The organism is Streptomyces sp. NPDC051582 (genome assembly GCF_040681715.1).
GTDB lineage: Bacteria > Actinomycetota > Actinomycetes > Streptomycetales > Streptomycetaceae > Streptomyces.
In genome coordinates this window covers 39,872-57,791 of record NZ_JBFAZJ010000015.1, presented here as the reverse complement: position 1 = coordinate 57,791, position 17,920 = coordinate 39,872, and the positions used below count along the sequence as shown (strand labels likewise).

Genomic DNA, 17,920 nt, shown 5'->3' with positions numbered 1-17,920 from the left:
CGGGGCCTGCGCGGTTCTGCGGCGGGCGGCGGGCGGCGGGCGGCGGGCGGTGCCGGCCGGTCAGCCGAACTGGCCCGGCTGGTAGCCGCCCGCCGGCTGCTGGACGAGGACGTTCATCCGGTTGTAGGCGTTGATCAGGGCGATGATGGAGACCAGGGCGACCATCTGGTCCTCGTCGTAGTACTTGGAGGCGTTCGCCCAGGCCTCGTCCGAGACCCCGCCGGCCGCGTCGGCGATGCGCGTGCCCTGCTCCGCCAGCTCCAGGGCGGCCCGCTCGGCGTCGGTGAAGACCGTGGCCTCACGCCAGGCGGCGACCAGGTTGAGGCGCAGAGCGTCCTCCCCGGCGTGCACCGCGTCCTTGTAGTGCATGTCCGTGCAGAAGCCGCAGCCGTTGATCTGGCTGGCCCGCAGCTTCACCAGTTCCTGCGTGGCGGGCGGCAGGGCCGAGTCCGAGATGACCTTGCCCGCCGAGTTGATGTAGCGCGAGAACTTGGCGGCGAGGGCGTTGCCGAAGAAGTCGAGTCGGGCGTTCATCGTGATCTCCTTGTGTGCCGTGTGGAGTGCGGACCGTCGTACAGCAATGACGGAACAAGCCCGCTGAATGTGACGGCCGGCCGACACGGTCGGGGGAGCCGCGGGTCACCTGTTCGGCGGGCGGGCGGGCGGGGGCTTCGCGGCGTGGTCGCGGTGGGCCGGTGCCGGGGCGGGCACCCGACTTCATCGGGCACGCAATGTCGGGTCCGCCATGGTGGGCGGCGCCTAGCGTGGTGATCGCAAAGAGGAAGGACACCGGGAATGCTGGAGCGGCTGAACCAGGCCATGGAGCACATCGAGAGCCGTCTCGACCAGGCGATCGAGGTGGACGAGCTGGCGCGCATCGCGGCCACTTCGGAGTACCACCTGCGCCGGATGTTCTCCGCACTGGCGGGCATGCCGCTGTCGGAGTACATCCGTCGCCGCAGGCTCACCGTGGCGGGCGCCGAAGTGCTGACGGGGAGCGCGACGTTGCTCGACATCGCCGTGCGCCACGGCTACGGATCGGGCGAGGCGTTCGCCCGCGCGTTCCGTGCCATGCACGGCGTCGGGCCGGGTGAGGCCCGGCGCACGGGCGCGGCGCTCAGCTCCCAGTCCCGGATGGCCTTCCGTCTCACCATCGAAGGGAGCAGCAGTATGCGCTATCGCGTCGTGGACAAGCCGGCCTTCGCCGTCGCCGGACCCAAGGCCCGTGTGCCCCTGGTCCACGCGGGTCCGAACCAGGCGATCATCGACTTCGTCCGCAGCATCGACCCGCAGACGCTGGAGGGTCTGCGGGAGCTCTCGGACCAGGAGCCCCGGGGCATCGTCGCCGTCTGCGACGACCTGGACCCCAGCCGGGCCGAGGGCACCGAACTCGACTACTACCACGGCGTCATCACGGCCGGCGAGGGCTCCCTGGCCGTCCCGGCCGGCACCTGGGCCGTCTTCACCACCTCCGGACCCGCACCGCAGGCCATCCAGGAGCTGTGGCGCGACGTGTTCACCGAATGGTTCCCGTCGAACCCGTACCGCAGCCGCACGGGCCCCGAGATCCTGCGCGTGCGCATGTCAGCGGACAACACCGAGGCCGAGGCCGAGCTCTGGCTCCCCGTGGAGCCCGAGCACGCCTGAGGGTCCGGCCCCGGCGTCCGGCCCCGGCGTCCGCCCCGGCCGCCGGCCGCCTCACTCCTCCCCGGTCAGCGCCTCGTCCTGCCGGATCAGCACCTGCTCCCAGGCCACCACGTGCCGGTCACGGGCCGCCTCGTCCGGGAACCCGGCGTGCGTCAGCCGTACGTGGGTGCCGATCGGGTGCGGGAGGAGCTCCACGGTGACCACCGTCTCGGCGCCCTCCGTACCGCCCCGGCCCGTCACCCACGTCAGCTCCACCAGCCGGTTCGGGACCAGGCGCAGGAAGCGCCCGTAGTGCGGGTGCCTGGTCCGCGGGCCCTCGGGCTCCGGCGCGAACTCCGTCTCGAAGAAGAACGGCGCGTTCACCTCGGCGCGCATCAGGACCGAGCCGGGAGCCGCGAACCAGCGGTCGAACTGCTCGGTCCATCCCGCGTACAGGGTGTGCTCGGTGGCGATCATCGACCGTTCGACGGTCAGCTCGTGGGGGCGGTCCGACAGATCGGGGACGCGAACCGGCTCGATGGTGGTCATGGCATCCCACCGTAGGACCGGAGGCGCCGGATCCGGCCGTGGCGCACCGCCCGCCCCCTCAAGCCTTCCGGTTCTGCGCGACCAGCTTCCGGAACGCCTCCGGCGTGACGGATTCGATCCCCTTGCCCGAGTTGAGCGTGAGCTCGACCCGGAACGCGCCCGCGTCCGCGTCCCCCGGAAGGTCTTGCCGAGGCCGGTCTCCCGGTGGTGTGCGCGGGCCGGACGAACGGCCCGTCACCGCCGGAGGGTTTGGAGCCGGCCGCGAACACCGCACTCCCCGTCGCGATCGCCAGCACCGCCACGACCGCCCCGCCGACCGGCGGCCTGCCGCGCAGCTTCGTGCGGCGGCCCGCCTGCTCCCGCTGCGCGCGCAGTCGTTCACGGGCTTCGCGCCGCCGGTCGTTCTCGGTGCTGGTCGCCATGAAATCACCCTAAGGACCCAAGGCGGCCCAAACGGTAGGTCTTTGGTGCCTTTCACCATGGACCAACGCCCTTTGTCCGGATGGCCGTGAGGAGCCGGTGAAGCCGAGACGAATGGTGTGTCACATCTGCCCGGGTGCCGGTGAGTCGCATCCGAATACCTGATAGACAGTGGATATCCACGGATATCCACGGCTCGACCCGCCGTCGTATACCTTGTCGGCCGCCTTGGGGGGATCGCCGCACTGTGAAGCCGCTTCACCGTCACCTCGTCAACACCTCGCGCAAGGTCTTGTGCACGGCCGCGCTCGCGGCCAGCCTGACGACCGCCGCGGTGGTGACCAACACGTCCACCGCCGACGCGGGCGAGTCCGAGCCCACCCCGGACAGCCCCCAGGCCACCGACCGCGGCGACGCCCGCCTCGATCTGCCCGACCCGCTCGCCGATCCGGCCGTACCGCCCACCGCGGGTGCGGGCGCCGGCGAGGGGGCCAGCGGCATACCCGCGACCGCCCTCGACGCGTACAAGCGGGCCGAGATCTCCGTGGCCGCCGCGCTCCCCGGCTGCAAGCTGCCCTGGCAGCTGCTCGCCGGCATCGGCCGCGTCGAGTCCGTCCACGCCTCCGGCTACGGGCTCAAGAACGACGGCTACACCGAGAAGCCGATCCGCGGCCCGCGCCTCGACGGCAACGGGTTCGCCGAGATCAAGGACACCGACAAGGGCGAGTTCGACGGGGACGCCGTCTACGACCGCGCCGTCGGCCCGCTCCAGTTCATCCCCTCGACCTGGGAAAAATGGGGAGCCGACGGCAACGGGGACTCCAAGCGCGACCCGAACAACATCTACGACGCGGCGCTGGGCGCCGGCCTCTACCTGTGCGCGGGCGACCGCAACCTCTCGGACCAGGCGCAGCTCGACCGGGCGATCCTCAGCTACAACAACTCGCGCGAGTACGTGAACACGGTGCTCGGGTACATGCATCAGTACCAGAACGGCGCCGCCGGGGTGCCGAACCCGCCGGTCGGCAACTACCCGACGCCGCCCACGACGACGCTGCCCACGCCGACTCCCACCCCGACCCCGAAGCCCACGCCCACCCCGAAGCCCACCCCGACCCCGACTCCGACGCCGAAGCCCACGCCGAAGCCGGAGGAGCCGAAGCCCACGCCGACGCCGACCCTGGCCAAGCTGGAGCTGCTCGGCAGCGCGGAGCTCAAGGCCGAGGCCGGTTCGGCGTTCACGGCGGTCCCGCGGATCAAGGCGGTGCTCAGCGACGGCAAGCCGGCCGCCGCGAAGCCCATCCTGTTCGAGCTCAAGGACGACACCACGGGCTCCTCCATCGGCGCCGAGGGCAAGACGTTCCTCGTGGTCGAGACCGACTCCGAGGGCGTCGCGGCCCTCCCCGGCCTGAAGGCCGGTGCCAAGGCGGGCGGTTTCACCCTGCGGGTGGCGGCGTACAACACCGAGGCGCAGCTGACGGTGAACTTCACCGGTACGGTCACGGCGAAGCCGGCCCCGGTCGCGGACAAGCTGGCCCGGACCGACGCGGGCGCGGACAAGCCTCTGGAGGTCGAGGCGGGCAAGGGCCTGAAGGGCCTGGAGTTCACGGCCACGGCGCAGGGCAAGGCCGTGGAGGGTACGCAGGTCACGGCCGGACTCGTCGAGCGGACCAAGGAGGACGGGCCGTGGGTCCCCGTGGACCCGGCGAAGTCCAAGGGCCCCTGGTTCAAGGACAAGGACGGCAACAAGGTCACGAGCCTGCTCCTGGCCCCGGCCGGGGCCGACGGCAAGATCGCGCTGCCGGAGCTGTTCACCACGGACGTCGCCCCGGGCACGTACCACCTGCGCCTGATCACGAAGGACAACGTGGTCCTGGTCCTGGACCTGAAGATCACGGCGGCCCCGGCCACGACGCCGGCCCCGTAAGCCGTCCGGTCGGCACACGCACACGGACCGCCCCCGGTCACCGTCTCGACGGTGACCGGGGGCGGTCCGCGTTCGCCCCGTCCCCCGCCCGGGAGGAAAAGGCAGGAGCCCCGCCTCCTCCGTTCGCACGGGGGAGGCAGGGCTCCTTGGGTACTGCTTTTCCAACCGCGATTAGGTTGGCCCAGGCGATTAGGCCGGGGTGACGTTCTCCGCCTGCGGGCCCTTCGGACCCTGCGTGACGTCGAAGTTCACCATCTGGTTCTCCTCAAGGGAGCGGAAGCCAGAGGCGTTGATCGCGGAGTAGTGGACGAAGACATCCGGGCCGCCGCCGTCCTGGGCGATGAAGCCGAAGCCCTTTTCAGCGTTGAACCACTTCACGGTTCCGGTAGCCATGAGCCCTCCTATGGGCCAAAGGGTCGCCCTGCTCCAGAACCTGCTAAGAAGTCTGAAAACTACAAAAGCCTGCGGGTCACATTCTCCGCAGGCCTCGTACTGCAAGGGAAACCAAACTGCAACTTGCGGACGAGCCTAGCACGCACCCTGTGGCGGAGACCAGAGGGAAAGATCACGTCACCCGGACGTTTGAGGGCCGCCTGAAGGCTGACGGAGACCCGGGGGCTAGTCTCGCGATGTGGACGTCTATCGCAGCCGGCCCCGCGTCGGCCACATTCAGTTCCTGAACTGCCTTCCGCTCTACTGGGGACTGGCCAGAACCGGCACGCTGCTGGACCTGGAGCTGACCAAGGACACCCCCGAGAAGCTCAGTGAGCGCCTCGTCCGGGGGGAGCTCGACATGGGTCCGATCACCCTCGTGGAGTTCCTCCGCAACGCCGACCAGCTCGTCGCGTTCCCCGATCTCGCGGTCGGCTGCGACGGTCCCGTCATGTCCTGCGTGATCGTTTCGCAGGTGCCGCTGGAGCAGCTGGACGGGGCGCGCGTCGCCCTCGGTTCGACCTCCCGCACGTCCGTGCGCCTCGCCCAGCTGCTGCTTTCCGAGCGGTACGGGGTCGAGCCGGACTACTACACCTGCCCGCCCGACCTGGGGCTGATGATGCAGGAGGCCGACGCCGCCGTACTCATCGGGGACGCCGCGCTGCGCGCCTCGCTGCACGACGCGCCCCGGCTCGGACTCCACGTGCACGACCTGGGGCTGATGTGGAAGGAGTGGACCGGACTGCCGTTCGTCTTCGCCGTCTGGGCCGCCCGCAAGGACTACCTCGCCCGCGAGCCGCTCGTCGTGCAGAAGGTGCACGAGGCCTTCCTCGACTCCCGTGACCTCTCCCTGGAGGAGGTCGCCAAGGTCGCCGAGCAGGCGGCCCGCTGGGAGGCCTTCGACGCCGATCTCCTGGAGCGTTACTTCACGACGCTCGACTTCCGCTTCGGGCCCGAACAGTTGGCCGGTGTAAGGGAATTCGCGCGTCGTACGGGACCGAGTACGGGCTATGAAGCCGACGTCGCCGTGGAGCTGCTGAACGGGGACGGCGTGCGCTGCTGATCATTTCCGATCAGGGGCCGCCGGTTCCGGTTCTGGTTCCGCTTCCGGTTCGCTTCCGGTTCGGCGAAATGCCGTTTCCCGGGAATTCCCCCTCTTTTCGCTTTCCCGTCCACGAGGGGGAATACCTCGCCGCGGTGGGCCGCCCACCCCCTAAGGTGCTCTTGGCCGGTCCGGGACCGGCCGTCAGCGCTCAGTGCTTCAGTGCTCAGGCACCGACGGGGGAGGGGGACGCGATGCAGCCGCTCGAAGCCGGCGAACCGCGGACCATAGGCGCGTACCGGCTGCTCGGCCGGCTCGGCTCGGGCGGCATGGGGCGGGTCTACCTCGGCCGCAGCGCCGGCGGCCGGACCGTGGCCGTCAAGATCGTGCACCCGCACTTCGCCTCCGACGAGGAGTTCCGCGCCCGCTTCCGCCGCGAGGTCGAGGCCGCGCGGCGCGTCGGCGGAGAGTGGACCGCGCCCGTCCTGGACGCCGACCCGGAAGCGGCCGTGCCGTGGGTGGCCACCGGGTACGTGGCGGGCCCCTCGCTCGGCGGCGCCGTGGCCGGGCACGGGCCCCTTCCGGAGGGCTCCGTACGGGCCGTCGGCGAAGGCCTGGCGCGCGCCCTGGTGGCCGTGCACGGGCTGGGACTGGTCCACCGGGACGTGAAGCCCTCGAACGTGATGCTGACCCTCGACGGCCCCCGGCTCATCGACTTCGGCATCGCCCGCGCCACGGACGGCACGGCTTCGCTGACCTCCACCGGCGTCTCCATCGGCTCCCCCGGCTACATGTCCCCCGAGCAGATCCTCGGCAAGGGGGTCACCGGTGCGGCCGACGTGTTCTCGCTCGGCGCCGTGCTCGTGTTCGCGGCCACCGGGCAGCCGCCGTTCACCGGGGACAATTCGGCGACCCTCCTCTACAAGGTGGTCCACGAACGGCCGGACCTCGACGCCGTCCCGGCCGGCGCGCTGCGCGAGCTCATCGCGGCCTGCCTGGCCAAGGCCGCCGCCGACCGGCCCGCCCCGGCCGAGATCGCGCAGGCGCTCGCCGGCGCCCTGCGCGCCCCCGGCTGGCTCCCCGCGCCGGTGGTGGAGGACGCCAGCCGCGCCGCCACGGCCCTGCTGGACCTGGAGGCCGCGCCGATCGGGCCCGCTGAGGGCGGCGCGGCCCGCGGCCACGAACCCGCTTCCGGGCCGGTCCCGTTCACGGCCTCCTCGTACGGCGGACCCGCGGTCGGGTTCGGAGCGCCGGACCCCTCGTACGGGAGCGCCGCCGGCGCCGTCCCGTCGTACGGGCCCTACGGGCCGCCGCCCCCGGACGCGGCGCACACCCCCACCGAGACCGGCGGGGGCGCGGTGCCGCAGCCGCGCACCGCCCCCGACCGGGCGCGCCAGGTCACCTTCAACGCGGCCGGGCGCCGGTTCAGCTGCTCGCTGGTCCTCGCCACGGCGACCGTCCTGGCCGTGTTCGGCGGCGGCGGTCTGTACGCGCTGGGGCTGCTCCGGGAGACCGGCCGCGACGGCACCGGCCAGCACGCGTCGGGCGACACCGCCGCCACGCCCCCTTCGGCGGCGGCCTCCGGCACCCCGGCCCCCAAGGAGTCGGCGACCCCCTCCGCCACCCCCTCGACGGCCAAGCCCTCGACGGGGGCGCCGGCCGGCACCCGGGGCGACGTCCCCAAGGAGCTCACCGGCACCTGGAAGGGCACGGTCACCACCGCCCGCGCGGGGGTCTCCAGCGAGTTCGAGATCACGATCAAGGCCGGCAAGGTCGGCGAGATCGTCGGCCGGGACAAGTCGGTCCTGCCGCTCTTCGGCACCGATTGCAGCGGTGACTGGAAGCTGGCCTCCGCCACCGACCGCTCCCTCGTGCTGGACACGGCGGGCGGCACCAACCCGGCGCCCGGCATCTGCTCCAACGGCTCCGCCGACGAGCGCTTCACCCTGAACGCCAACGGGACGCTCCACTACAAGTCGGGCGACGGGCCGGCCGGAAACCCCGAAGGCGACCTGACCCGCATCCCCTGAGAGCCGCCGACGGGCCCTGGCGTAGGCTGGATCGGTCCGTACCTCTTGACACCGCCGAAAGGTGACGCACCGGTGACCGACCAGGCCGCTCTCCAGTCTGTCCTCGACCGTGCCGCCGCAGGGGGCCGGATCACCAGGGAAGAGGCGCTCGACCTCTACCGGCACGCCCCGCTGCACGCGCTGGGCCAGGCCGCCGACGCGGCGCGCCGCCTGCGCTACGCCGGCACCGAGCACATCGCGACGTACATCATCGAGCGCAACATCAACTACACGAACGTGTGCGTCACGGCGTGCAAGTTCTGCGCCTTCTACGCGGCCCCGAAGGACACCAAGAAGGGCTGGTCCCGCGACCTCGACGACATCCTGCGCCGCTGCGCGGAGACCGTGGAGCTCGGCGGCACGCAGATCATGTTCCAGGGCGGACACCACCCGGACTACGGCGTGGAGTACTACGAGGAGCACTTCTCCGCGATCAAGAAGGCGTTCCCGCAGCTGGTCATCCACTCCCTCGGCGCCTCCGAGGTCGACCACATGGCCCGCATCTCGGGCGTCTCGGCGGAGGAGGCCATCAAGCGGATCCACGCGGCGGGCCTCGACTCCTTCGCGGGCGCCGGAGCCGAACTCCTGCCGGAGCGGCCGCGCAAGGCGATCGCCCCGCTGAAGGAGTCCGGCGAGCGCTGGCTGGAGATCATGGAGCTCGCCCACGGGCTGGGCGTGGAGTCCACCTCCACCATGCTGATGGGCACCGGCGAGACGAACGCCGAGCGCATCGAGCACATCGCGATGATCCGGGACACGCAGGACCGGACGGGCGGCTTCCGCGCCTTCATCCCGTACACGTACCAGCCCGAGAACAACCACCTCAAGGGCCGGACCCAGGCGACGGTCTTCGAGTACCTGCGCATGATCGCGATCGCGCGGCTCTTCCTCGACAACATCGCCCACATCCAGGGCTCCTGGCTGACCGTGGGCAAGGAGGCGGGCCAGCTCTCGCTGCACTACGGTGCGGACGACCTCGGCTCGATCATGCTGGAGGAGAACGTGGTCTCCTCGGCGGGCGCGAAGCACCGCTCGAACCGCCAGGAGATCATCGACCTGATCCGCAAGGCGGGCCGGGTCCCGGCGCAGCGCGCGACGACGTACGAGCACCTCCTCGTGCACGACGACCCGGCGAACGACCCGGTCGACGACCGCGTGGTCTCGCACATCTCGTCGACGGCGATCGAGGGCGGCACGGCGCACCCCGAGCTGAAGCTCATCTCCACGAACTGACGTACCCGTGCTGACGCTTCACACCGCCGACCTCCTCGTCCCGGGGGCGGGCCGCGCGCCGCTGCCCGCCGGGGCGGTCCTGGTCGAGGGCGACCGGATCGCCCGGGTGGGCCCGTACGAGGAGCTCGCGGCGGGCTGCCCGCACGCGCGGGTCCGCCGCTGGCCCGGGGTGCTGACCCCGGGGCTGCTGGTGCGCGGGGCGGACGAGCTGCTGGAGCGGACGTACTACCCGGACGACCCGTACGAGACCGCCGAACTCGGGGCCGACCCGATCAGCGGCGCCGAGGCGCTGGCCGCCCTGTCGCCCACGGAGTCCCGCTGGGGCAACAGTGCCCGCCGGGCCACGCAGAAGCTGCTGGCCCGCGGGGTGGTGGCGGTGGCCGGCAGGCTCACGGTCCCGGCGGTCCGCACGGCGGTGTCCCGCTCGGGCCTGACCCTCCTCCCGCCGGCGCCCGTCTCCGGGACCCCCTCACTGGACCCCTTCGCCGGCCGCGAGTCGCCCGAGGAGGCCTTCCACGGGGCACTCGAAGCGGGCGCCCCGGCCCGCTTCGCGGCCTTCGCCGTGGCCGACCCGGCGCAGCTCCTCGCCCAGGGCGCCACCACCTGCGTGGCCACGGTCATATCCGGCCGCCTCCTGCACCGGCGCCGCTAGGGGGTGTGGTCTAGGCCCTCGCGGATTCGCGGGCCAGGGCGGCCAGCAGGCAGGCCTGGAGCCGGCTGATGCCGCCCAGCTTCGCTCTTATGTTGTGGACGTGGAACTTGACCGTGCTGACGGACAGTTGGAGCTCGCCCGCGAGCTCCGCGTTGGAGGCGCCGGTCGCCAGGCACAGGAACACGGCCGACTCCTGCTCGGTGAGCTGGGCCTGCGGCCGTACGCCCTCCCCCGTGCGGGGCGGGAACCAGACGGGGACGCTGTAGCTGACGACGCGCATGGTTTCCACTCCTCGCCCCCGGCCGGTGGTCGAGCGGTCAACTCGTGCGGCCCGTCGGATCTCTCTGCCCTATGGGACGGGTGGTCCCGACAGGTAGGTTCCATTTCCGTCGAACGGCCAGGCATTGGCCTTGCAGCCGAGCAGCCCCTTGATCTGCTGCATCATTGCCGGAGCGGGCTTCCCGGGGCCCGGGCAGGTCTCGTGGTCGTGGCCCAGTTCGTGGCCCACCTCGTGGTTGACGATCAGTGCCCGGTACTCCTCCACGGCCCCTTTGAACTGCGGTGATCCCTCCAGCCAGCGCTTGAGGTTCACGACGACGGTGTGACCGGCCCGGCAGTTCGTCTCGCCGATCAGCTCCGGGGTGACCACCTCGCACAGCCGGTCGGTGGTCGTGGGTGTGGCGATCTTCACGGTGAAGTCCACGGGCTGGCCGGCCCCGACGAGCTGGAAGCCGTACGCCGGGTCCTTGATCCAGCCGCGCGGGTCGCCCAGGATCTTCTCCACGGACTGGGCGGCGGTGTTCGCGTCGACCCCGCTCCCGTCCTCGACCTCGATCCGCCACTTGCGGGCGGTCCCCCTGCCCTGCGGCTGTCCCGCGCGGGAAGAGGCCGCGAAGGTGCCCGGGCCGGACTGGGGCGTCTTGCCCGCGGTCGGTCCGCCTCCCTCGCCGCCGGGCTTCGAGGCATCGTCGGAGGGCTTCCCGGGCCCTGCGGACCCGGCGGATCCGGCCGGGGCCGAGGGGGAGGCCGCCGCGGGGTCCTGGCCGGGCGCACCGGAGGCGGCACCGGGCGTACCGGACGCCGGCGCGGCCACGGAGTCCGAGACGGAGGAGGCGTCGTCCAGCGGCACGACCGCGTACGCGGTCCCCGCCACGGCGACCACCGCGCCCGCCGCGAGGAGCGTGCGGTGGAGCCGCTTGCGCCGCTCGGCCCGCCGCTGGGCGCGGCGGCCGAGACGAGAACTTCGACCGTGACCGGTGGTATGGCCTGCCGGCATCGTGGAGCCCTTTGTTCGTGAATAAGGTGTTTCGGTGGGCCTTGTTCGGGCCATGACCGCCAGTCAACGCGGACGCGCATGCTCCGCGTAACTGTCCATCGGGCCAGTTGTGCCCCCGGCGGTGGGGCCCGGGACCGCCTGCGAGAATGGCCCGGTATCAGCCCACCCGTACCGCACCGCACCTGAGGGGCCAACGCCAGTGACCCGCGCTTCCCTGGACAAGCAGCCGCACGAAGTCGCCTCCATGTTCGACGGTGTGGCGGCGAACTACGATCTCACCAATGACGTCCTCTCCCTCGGGCAGGCCCGTCTGTGGCGCAAGGAGGTGGCCAGGGCTGTCGGTGCGCGCCCCGGGCACAAGGTGCTGGACCTGGCCGCCGGAACCGCGACCTCCTCGCTGCCGTTCGCCGCGACGGGCGCGTACGTCGTCCCCTGCGACTTCTCGCTCGGCATGCTCCGCGAGGGCAAGAAGCGGCACGCCTGGCTGCCGCTGACCGCGGGCGACGCGACGAGGCTGCCGTTCAAGGACGACGTCTTCGACACCGTGACGATCTCCTTCGGGCTGCGCAACGTACAGGACACGGACGCGGCGCTGCGCGAGCTGTACCGGGTGACCAAGCCGGGCGGGCAGGTCGTGATCTGCGAGTTCTCGCAGCCCACGTGGGGCCCCTTCCGGACGGTGTACATGGAGTACCTGATGCGCGCCCTGCCGCCGGTGGCCCGCGCGGTCTCCTCCAACCCCGACGCGTACGTGTACCTCGCCGAGTCGATCCGCGAGTGGCCCGACCAGCCGGCGCTGGCCGGCCTGCTGCAGAAGGCCGGCTGGTCGAAGGTGGCCTGGCGCAACCTCAGCGGCGGCATCGTGGCGCTGCACCGCGGCGTCAAGACGGCCTAGGCGCAGGGCGCGCGGACCCGTGGACTACCAGCCCCTCCTCGAACAGATAGCGGCCGATGTCGCCCCCCTGGTGGGCGGCGGCACGCCGGCCGAGTACATCCCCGCGCTCGCCTCCGTGGATCCGGGGCAGTTCGGGATGGCCGTCGCCGATCTCGACGGGAACGTCTACGGGGTGGGTGACTGGCAGGTTCCCTTCTCGGCCCAGTCGATCACGAAGGTCTTCGCGCTGGCGCTGGCGCTGGCCGAGGGCGGCGACAGCCTGTGGGAGCGGGTCGGGCGGGAGCCCTCGGGCAACCCGTTCAACTCCCTGGTGCAGCTGGAGTACGAGAACGGCGTCCCGCGCAATCCGTTCATCAACGCGGGCGCGCTGGTGGTCACGGACCGGCTGCAGACGCTGACGGGCGACGCGAGCAGCGAGCTGCTGAAGTTCCTCCGGGAGGAGAGCGGGAACCCCGACCTCGGCTTCGACGCGGAGGTGGCGGCCTCGGAGCACGAGCACGGCGACCGCAACGCCGCGCTGGCGCACTTCATGGCCTCGTACGGGAACATCGACAACCCCGTGCCGGCGCTGTTGGACCACTACTTCTGGCAGTGCTCGATCGAGATGAGCTGCGCCGACCTGGCGCGGGCGGCGCGGTTCCTGGCCCGGCACGGGCTGCGGGCCGACGGGTCGCGGCTGCTGACGCGGAGCGAGGCGAAGCAGGTCAACGCGGTGATGCTGACCTGTGGGACGTACGACGCGGCAGGCGAGTTCGCGTACCGCGTCGGACTCCCCGGCAAGAGCGGCGTGGGCGGCGGGATCGTGGCGGTGGTGCCGGGCGTGTGCACGCTGGCCGTCTGGTCACCGGGCCTGGACCCGCACGGCAACTCCGTCGCGGGTGTCGCCGCCCTGGACCGGTTCACGACGCTGACCGGCCTGTCCGTTTTCTGACGCGCCGCTCGCACGGCCCGGCCCGGCCCGGGCGGGGGCTACCCGGCCGCCAGTACGAGTTCGTAGCGGCGGCCGTGGCGGACGCCGTTGGGGAGCAGGAAGCGCTCCGCCAGGGTCATGCCGAGGCGTTCCGCGACCGCGATCGAGCGCTGGTTCTCATCGTTGATCATCGCCACCACCCGGCCGATACCCGCCGCCCGCACGCGCTCCAGCGTGGCCAGGGCAGCCGCGTAGGCGTAGCCCTTGCCCCACGCCGAGCGGCCCAGGCGCCAGCCGATCTCGATCTCGCCGACCGGCCCCCACGGCTTGTCCTGCGGCCACGGCTGGGCGCCCGTGAAGCCGATCACCGCTCCGTCCGCGTCCAGCAGCGTCCACAGGCAGAAGCCGAGCTGTGCGTCGTGCATCCGCTGGCGCGCCGTGAACTCCTCGTACAGGGACAGTTCGGCCGGGCCGCCGAGGAACTCCATCACGTCGGGGTCGTCGAAGACCTCGTGCCAGGCCCGGGCGTCCTCGTCGGTCGGCACGCGCAGCCGGACGGTGGGGAGCGAGGCGGGCGAGGTGGGCGAAGCGGTCATCGGGGCAGCCCTTCGGGTTCGTGATCTCTCTCGCTGCATAGACTGCACATGTCCCGTGCCGTTGGGCACCCCTTATCGAGCCTTCGGGAGACCCCGCAGTGACCGAGCCCCTCTCCGAACACTCCGCGGATGTGATCGTCGTCGGGGCCGGGCCCGCCGGCTCGACCACCGCCTATTACCTCGCCAAGGCCGGACTCGACGTCCTGCTGCTGGAGAAGACGGCGTTCCCGCGCGAGAAGGTCTGCGGTGACGGTCTGACCCCGCGCGCCACCAAGCAGCTGGTGGCGATGGGCATCGACATCTCCGAAGAGGCCGGCTGGCTCCGCAACAAGGGCCTGCGCATCATCGGCGGCGGCCAGCGCCTCCAGCTGGACTGGCCGGAACTCGCCTCCTTCCCGGACTACGGACTCGTGCGCAAGCGCGACGACTTCGACGAGACGCTGGCCCGCCAGGCCCAGAAGGCCGGCGCCCGCCTGTACGAGCGCTGCAACGTCGGCGAGCCCGTACGCGACCCGCGCACCGGCCACATCACCGGCGTGCAGGCGAAGCTGGGCGAGGAGAAGACCCCGGTCACCTTCAGCGCCCCGCTCGTGGTGGCCGCCGACGGCAACTCCTCGCGCCTGTCGCTCGCCATGGGCCTGCACCGGCGCGAGGACCGCCCGATGGGCGTGGCCGTCCGTACGTACTTCACCTCGCCCCGCCACGACGACGACTACCTGGAGTCCTGGCTGGAGCTGTGGGACCGGCGCGGCGCGCAGGACCGGCTGCTGCCCGGCTACGGCTGGATCTTCGGGATGGGCGACGGCACGTCCAACGTCGGCCTCGGCATCCTCAACTCCTCCTCCGCCTTCCGGGAGCTGGACTGGCGCGAGGTCCTCAAGGCCTGGTGCGCGTCGATGCCGGAGGACTGGGGCTACACGCCCGAGAACATGACGCAGCCGATCCGCGGTGCGGCCCTGCCGATGGCCTTCAACCGGCAGCCGCACTACACCAAGGGCCTGCTGCTGGTCGGCGACGCGGGCGGGCTCGTCAACCCGTTCAACGGCGAGGGCATCGCATATGCGATGGAATCGGGCCAGATCGCGGCCGACGTCATCGTGCAGGCGCACGCCCGGGCCACCCCGGCCCAGCGCGAGCTGGCGCTGCACAGCTACCCGAAGGTGCTCAAGGAGACGTACGGCGGCTACTACACGCTGGGCCGCGCCTTCGTGAAGCTCATCGGCAACCCGAAGGTCATGAAGGTCGCCGCGCAGCGCGGACTGACGCACCCGGTGCTGATGCGCTTCACGCTGAAGATGCTGGCGAACCTGACCGACCCCTCGGGCGGCGACGCGATGGACCGCATCATCAACGGCCTCTCGAAGGTGGCTCCCCGAGCTTGATGGTTCAACGCCGGGCCGCTCGTCCGACAGTCGAGCGGCCCGGCTCGTGGTGTCGCGCGTCAGACGTTGACGATCTTCACCTTCGGGGAGCCGGGAAGCTCCTCGGCGGCCTTGCACAGGGCCGGGATGTGGGACTTGTCGGAGGTGACGAGCAGTACCGGGGGAGTGCAGAGTGCGGCCGTGGCGACGACGAGGGCGTCCACGAGGCATTCGTGTCCGTCAAGGCCGGAGGCGTCCAGCAGCTTTGCTGCAGTGTCCGTCACCGCGTCGTTGACCGGTTTCACGTCGAACCGGGACAGCAGAAACCGGAGCCGCTGGGCGGCTTCGCCCGTTCTGCGTACCTCCAAAGGCGTCAGTGCGGAGAGCGCCACGCGTCGGCCGCTCTGCTGAGCGACCTCGATGCGCGCACGCATCCCCTCGTCACCGTCGACGTGCAGTGAAAGCCCTTGGGCGTCCAGGACGAGAGTGCCCTCGCACTTCGCCTTGATCTTGAGGCGCTTGCTTACCACTCCTGCTCCGCCTGCCGCCGCGCTTCGGCGGAGACTGGGCCGAACGCCTTGCGGTCGGCGGTCACGACCTCACGCAGCTTCTGCGCGGCCAGCCACTCCTCCAGGGCTTCGGCCACAACGGAGGAGAACCCGCTCTTGCCGGCGCGTTCCTCGACTTCCTTGATCAATGACTGGGCGAGCGACACGGATCTCTTGCCGGCCCGCTCGACGGCCTGGGGTGCCACGTGGCTGCTCATATCTAAAACGTACCACCGGCGGTAGGAAATTTCTTGTCCGATGGTTACCTCAGCGGAACCAAGGTGGCCCCCAAGGCCTGAGGCCGACGGGAACCGGGCTAGGGAGCGGGTCGGGCCGGGTCTTCGCCGGTTCGGCCCGCTTCGCCGGTTCGGCCCGTTTCGTCGCCTCCGGGCGCGTGCGCCGGCTGCCGCCGCGGGCCGTGGACCGTCCGTACGCAGCGGGTCACCAGCACCGCGCCCCAGAGCAGCAGGGCGAAGGCAACGGCCCAGCCGAGCCCCAGGATGACGGGATGTCCGGGTTTGTGCCAGGGGCGGGTGGTGTTCAACAGCCAGCCGCCGACCGCGAGCAGGAAGAGTCCGGCCGCGGCGGGCGCGGAGGTGGGGTCGGCGGCGCGGTCCTGCTCCTCGTACGCGTCGGTCATCACGGTCCGCCACCTCCTGGCCTGAATCGGGCGCTTCGTACCGCCATCCTCTCAGGGCGCCGGCGGACGCGGAAAGGGCCGGCACTGCGCCCGCGAGCGGGGGAGTGCCGGCCCTCGGGCCGTGCCGGGACGTACGCGGACGCGCCGGAGCACGCCGAGACGCGCTGAGAGGGGCTCAGGGAGCCCCTGGGGAACCCCAGGGCGCTCAGAGGGACCTCGGGGGTCTCAGAGGATGCGGACGGCGCCCGTCGGCTTGTCGTAGCTCAGGGAGCGCTCGACGATGCCCGTGCTGGGGTTCTGGGCGCCCACGAACTTGCCGCCGCCGACGTAGATGGCGACGTGGTAGGCGTTGCCGCGGGAGCCCCAGTACAGGACGTCGCCCGGCTGGAGGGCGCTCAGGGAGACCGAGGTGCCCCTCGCGGACTGGTCCTGCGACATGCGCGGCAGGGTGACGCCGGCCTGGCGGTAGGCGGCCTGGACGAGGCCGGAGCAGTCGTACGAGGACGGGCCGGTGCCGCCGCTGATGTACGCCTTGCCGACCTGCGCGCGGGCGAAGTTGACGATGGCTGCGGCGGAGCCGGTCGCCGGGGCGGTGACGGTGCCCGAGCCCAGCTCGGAGCCCGAGTCCGACGCGGAGGTGCTCTGGAGGCTGCCCCGGGAGGAGCTGCGGTTGGCGCGCTCGGCCTCGGCCTTGCGGTCCGCCTCCTCCTTCGCCTTCTTCTCGGCGTCGGCCTTCTGGGCGTCTTCCTTGGCCTTCTTCGCCTCGGCGGCAGCGCCCGTACGGGCCTGCTCCTCCTGGGTGCGCAGCTCACCGGTGACGGCGGCGGCGGCCGTGTTCTCGGCGGCGGTGGTGACGGCGGAGGAGACGTCGGCGGCCAGGTCCAGGTTCAGGACCGGCATTTCGAGCGTCGTCTCGGTCACGGGCTCGGACGGGGACGCGCTCGCCGTGCCGGCCATCGCCAGGGTGCTGAGGACGCCACCGGCAACTCCGGCGCGGACCGCGAGCTTCGAGGCGCTGCGACGGGGCTTCCGGTGGCTGGGTATGTGAGCGGTGTGGGACATGAGGACAACCGCTATCAGGGGGTCCGGGTTCCCTTCAAGAAACGTGGTCTGCGCCACAGTTGTCCGCGAATCGGGCTAACCGGGCGCGTCGCGCGTCCTATTGACGCCGTAACGGACGTATCGGACACGCCGTCACAAGGCTGTGATCAAGGGGTTTCCGCAATAAGTCCGAATTGATCCACGACCTACCATCACTGCACACAGATGGCCAAGCCCCGTTTCGGAACCGAGAATTCGGTGTGGCGCAGGTCACAGATTCATCTCACTGTGAGGGCGCTGTGGTCCGTCCGTGATCCGACCGTGAACTTCCCGTGGGCGCGGTCGCCCGTGCTCGTGAACGCGCGCACGCGCCCGGCGCCGTCCACTCGCGTCCTCGGAGCCTCCCCCGGCCGGGCGACGGCGATTTCCTTTACCGTGCAAGGCTTGATCCTGCAAATTTGCCTGCACTCGCCATCCTTTGATAGGGGCATCGGCCTTCCACCTGCGACAACGAGGCCGGATGTCACCTTTGGTGATCATGTGGATGCTTCGCGTATGAAGATCACCACCTATCGGGCTTGATGATCGTTCGTCAGGTGGTGGAGATCACAAACTCGGTGTTGTTACCCGTGTCGCAGATCACAGAGGAGCAGGCATAAGATGCGCAGCAGTCCGGCTTGTGAACTGCCTCACATGAGATCCC

The 17,920-nt window shown here is 71.2% G+C and carries 19 protein-coding genes; 9 read left to right on the top strand and 10 right to left on the bottom strand.

All coding sequences use genetic code 11. The features are described from left to right. Positions 1 to 60: 60 nt before the first annotated feature. The gene (locus tag AB0M92_RS20640) at positions 61 to 534 is read right to left on the bottom strand and encodes a carboxymuconolactone decarboxylase family protein (RefSeq protein ID WP_366103681.1); all 474 of its coding nucleotides are present in this window, start codon (positions 532 to 534) and stop codon (positions 61 to 63) included. 261 nt (positions 535 to 795) lie between these two features. Between AB0M92_RS20640 and AB0M92_RS20635 the strand changes: the two genes are divergently transcribed. Then, on the top strand, positions 796 to 1,647 hold the full coding sequence (locus tag AB0M92_RS20635) for an AraC family transcriptional regulator (RefSeq protein WP_366103680.1): 852 nt from the start codon (positions 796 to 798) through the stop codon (positions 1,645 to 1,647). A gap of 51 nt (positions 1,648 to 1,698) precedes the next feature. Here AB0M92_RS20635 and AB0M92_RS20630 read toward each other — a convergent pair whose 3' ends face one another. Continuing rightward, positions 1,699 to 2,175, bottom strand: coding sequence for an SRPBCC domain-containing protein (locus tag AB0M92_RS20630; RefSeq protein WP_366103679.1), 477 nt, complete (start codon positions 2,173 to 2,175; stop codon positions 1,699 to 1,701). Between the two features lie 667 nt (positions 2,176 to 2,842). Here AB0M92_RS20630 and AB0M92_RS20625 point away from each other — a divergent pair. After that, entirely contained in the window at positions 2,843 to 4,522 is a 1,680-nt protein-coding gene (locus AB0M92_RS20625) for a hypothetical protein (RefSeq protein ID WP_366103678.1), read from the top strand. Positions 4,523 to 4,711: 189 nt separating this feature from the next. On the opposite strand, the gene AB0M92_RS20620 is transcribed toward AB0M92_RS20625, so the two are convergent. Beyond that, positions 4,712 to 4,915, bottom strand: a complete 204-nt coding sequence (locus AB0M92_RS20620; RefSeq protein WP_030162033.1) for a cold-shock protein — start codon at positions 4,913 to 4,915, stop codon at positions 4,712 to 4,714. A 238-nt stretch (positions 4,916 to 5,153) separates the two neighbouring features. Between AB0M92_RS20620 and AB0M92_RS20615 the strand changes: the two genes are divergently transcribed. The 4 genes from AB0M92_RS20615 to AB0M92_RS20600 all read left to right on the top strand — a co-directional run bounded on the left by AB0M92_RS20615 (position 5,154) and on the right by AB0M92_RS20600 (position 9,950). Further along, entirely contained in the window at positions 5,154 to 6,017 is an 864-nt protein-coding gene (locus AB0M92_RS20615) for a menaquinone biosynthesis protein (RefSeq protein ID WP_366103677.1), read from the top strand. A 233-nt stretch (positions 6,018 to 6,250) separates the two neighbouring features. After that, entirely contained in the window at positions 6,251 to 8,026 is a 1,776-nt protein-coding gene (locus tag AB0M92_RS20610; RefSeq protein ID WP_366103676.1) for a serine/threonine-protein kinase, read from the top strand. Between the two features lie 72 nt (positions 8,027 to 8,098). Beyond that, positions 8,099 to 9,298, top strand: a complete 1,200-nt coding sequence (mqnC, locus tag AB0M92_RS20605; protein WP_366103675.1) for a cyclic dehypoxanthinyl futalosine synthase — start codon at positions 8,099 to 8,101, stop codon at positions 9,296 to 9,298. Between the two features lie 7 nt (positions 9,299 to 9,305). Beyond that, positions 9,306 to 9,950, top strand: a complete 645-nt coding sequence (locus AB0M92_RS20600) for a hypothetical protein (protein WP_366103674.1) — start codon at positions 9,306 to 9,308, stop codon at positions 9,948 to 9,950. A gap of 10 nt (positions 9,951 to 9,960) precedes the next feature. Here the strand turns inward: AB0M92_RS20600 and AB0M92_RS20595 are convergent, their stop codons facing one another. Together AB0M92_RS20595 and AB0M92_RS20590 are read right to left on the bottom strand one after the other, a co-directional pair. Further along, a complete protein-coding gene (locus tag AB0M92_RS20595) occupies positions 9,961 to 10,230 on the bottom strand; it encodes a helix-turn-helix transcriptional regulator (protein WP_366103673.1) in 270 nt (89 codons plus the stop codon). A 69-nt stretch (positions 10,231 to 10,299) separates the two neighbouring features. Further along, positions 10,300 to 11,226 (bottom strand): DUF3152 domain-containing protein, encoded by a 927-nt coding sequence (locus AB0M92_RS20590; RefSeq protein ID WP_366103672.1) that lies wholly within the window; start codon positions 11,224 to 11,226, stop codon positions 10,300 to 10,302. Positions 11,227 to 11,425: 199 nt separating this feature from the next. Between AB0M92_RS20590 and AB0M92_RS20585 the strand changes: the two genes are divergently transcribed. Both AB0M92_RS20585 and AB0M92_RS20580 read left to right on the top strand, forming a co-directional pair. Then, positions 11,426 to 12,121 carry a demethylmenaquinone methyltransferase gene (locus AB0M92_RS20585; protein ID WP_366103671.1) on the top strand — a complete coding sequence of 232 codons (696 nt, stop codon included), beginning with the start codon at positions 11,426 to 11,428 and terminating at the stop codon, positions 12,119 to 12,121. Positions 12,122 to 12,140: 19 nt separating this feature from the next. Beyond that, a complete protein-coding gene (locus tag AB0M92_RS20580; RefSeq protein ID WP_366103670.1) occupies positions 12,141 to 13,052 on the top strand; it encodes a glutaminase in 912 nt (303 codons plus the stop codon). A gap of 38 nt (positions 13,053 to 13,090) precedes the next feature. Here the strand turns inward: AB0M92_RS20580 and AB0M92_RS20575 are convergent, their stop codons facing one another. After that, positions 13,091 to 13,627, bottom strand: coding sequence for a GNAT family N-acetyltransferase (locus AB0M92_RS20575; RefSeq protein WP_366103669.1), 537 nt, complete (start codon positions 13,625 to 13,627; stop codon positions 13,091 to 13,093). Between the two features lie 98 nt (positions 13,628 to 13,725). Here AB0M92_RS20575 and AB0M92_RS20570 point away from each other — a divergent pair, with 98 nt between their 5' ends. Then, a complete protein-coding gene (locus AB0M92_RS20570) occupies positions 13,726 to 15,009 on the top strand; it encodes a geranylgeranyl reductase family protein (protein WP_366103668.1) in 1,284 nt (427 codons plus the stop codon). Positions 15,010 to 15,068: 59 nt separating this feature from the next. Here the strand turns inward: AB0M92_RS20570 and AB0M92_RS20565 are convergent, their stop codons facing one another. From AB0M92_RS20565 to AB0M92_RS20550, 4 genes are all read right to left on the bottom strand, one after another. Then, positions 15,069 to 15,518, bottom strand: a complete 450-nt coding sequence (locus AB0M92_RS20565) for a DNA-binding protein (protein ID WP_366103667.1) — start codon at positions 15,516 to 15,518, stop codon at positions 15,069 to 15,071. Further along, positions 15,512 to 15,754, bottom strand: coding sequence for a hypothetical protein (locus AB0M92_RS20560; protein ID WP_147420012.1), 243 nt, complete (start codon positions 15,752 to 15,754; stop codon positions 15,512 to 15,514). The genes AB0M92_RS20565 and AB0M92_RS20560 overlap by 7 nt, the downstream gene beginning before the upstream one ends. Positions 15,755 to 15,852: 98 nt before the next feature. Further along, positions 15,853 to 16,176, bottom strand: a complete 324-nt coding sequence (locus AB0M92_RS20555) for a hypothetical protein (protein WP_366103666.1) — start codon at positions 16,174 to 16,176, stop codon at positions 15,853 to 15,855. A 225-nt stretch (positions 16,177 to 16,401) separates the two neighbouring features. Next, positions 16,402 to 17,238, bottom strand: a complete 837-nt coding sequence (locus tag AB0M92_RS20550; protein ID WP_366103665.1) for a C40 family peptidase — start codon at positions 17,236 to 17,238, stop codon at positions 16,402 to 16,404. Between the last annotated feature and the right edge of the window lie 682 nt (positions 17,239 to 17,920).

Coding starts and splice junctions, on each gene's coding strand:
- AB0M92_RS20610 (WP_366103676.1), top strand. CDS start 6,251: ATGCAGCCGCTCGAAGCCGGCGAACCGCGGACCATAGGCGCGTACCGG.
- AB0M92_RS20640 (WP_366103681.1), bottom strand. CDS start 534: ATGAACGCCCGACTCGACTTCTTCGGCAACGCCCTCGCCGCCAAGTTC.
- AB0M92_RS20635 (WP_366103680.1), top strand. CDS start 796: ATGCTGGAGCGGCTGAACCAGGCCATGGAGCACATCGAGAGCCGTCTC.
- AB0M92_RS20595 (WP_366103673.1), bottom strand. CDS start 10,230: ATGCGCGTCGTCAGCTACAGCGTCCCCGTCTGGTTCCCGCCCCGCACG.
- AB0M92_RS20555 (WP_366103666.1), bottom strand. CDS start 16,176: ATGACCGACGCGTACGAGGAGCAGGACCGCGCCGCCGACCCCACCTCC.
- AB0M92_RS20590 (WP_366103672.1), bottom strand. CDS start 11,226: ATGCCGGCAGGCCATACCACCGGTCACGGTCGAAGTTCTCGTCTCGGC.
- AB0M92_RS20630 (WP_366103679.1), bottom strand. CDS start 2,175: ATGACCACCATCGAGCCGGTTCGCGTCCCCGATCTGTCGGACCGCCCC.
- AB0M92_RS20575 (WP_366103669.1), bottom strand. CDS start 13,627: ATGACCGCTTCGCCCACCTCGCCCGCCTCGCTCCCCACCGTCCGGCTG.
- AB0M92_RS20620 (WP_030162033.1), bottom strand. CDS start 4,915: ATGGCTACCGGAACCGTGAAGTGGTTCAACGCTGAAAAGGGCTTCGGC.
- AB0M92_RS20560 (WP_147420012.1), bottom strand. CDS start 15,754: ATGAGCAGCCACGTGGCACCCCAGGCCGTCGAGCGGGCCGGCAAGAGA.
- AB0M92_RS20550 (WP_366103665.1), bottom strand. CDS start 17,238: ATGTCCCACACCGCTCACATACCCAGCCACCGGAAGCCCCGTCGCAGC.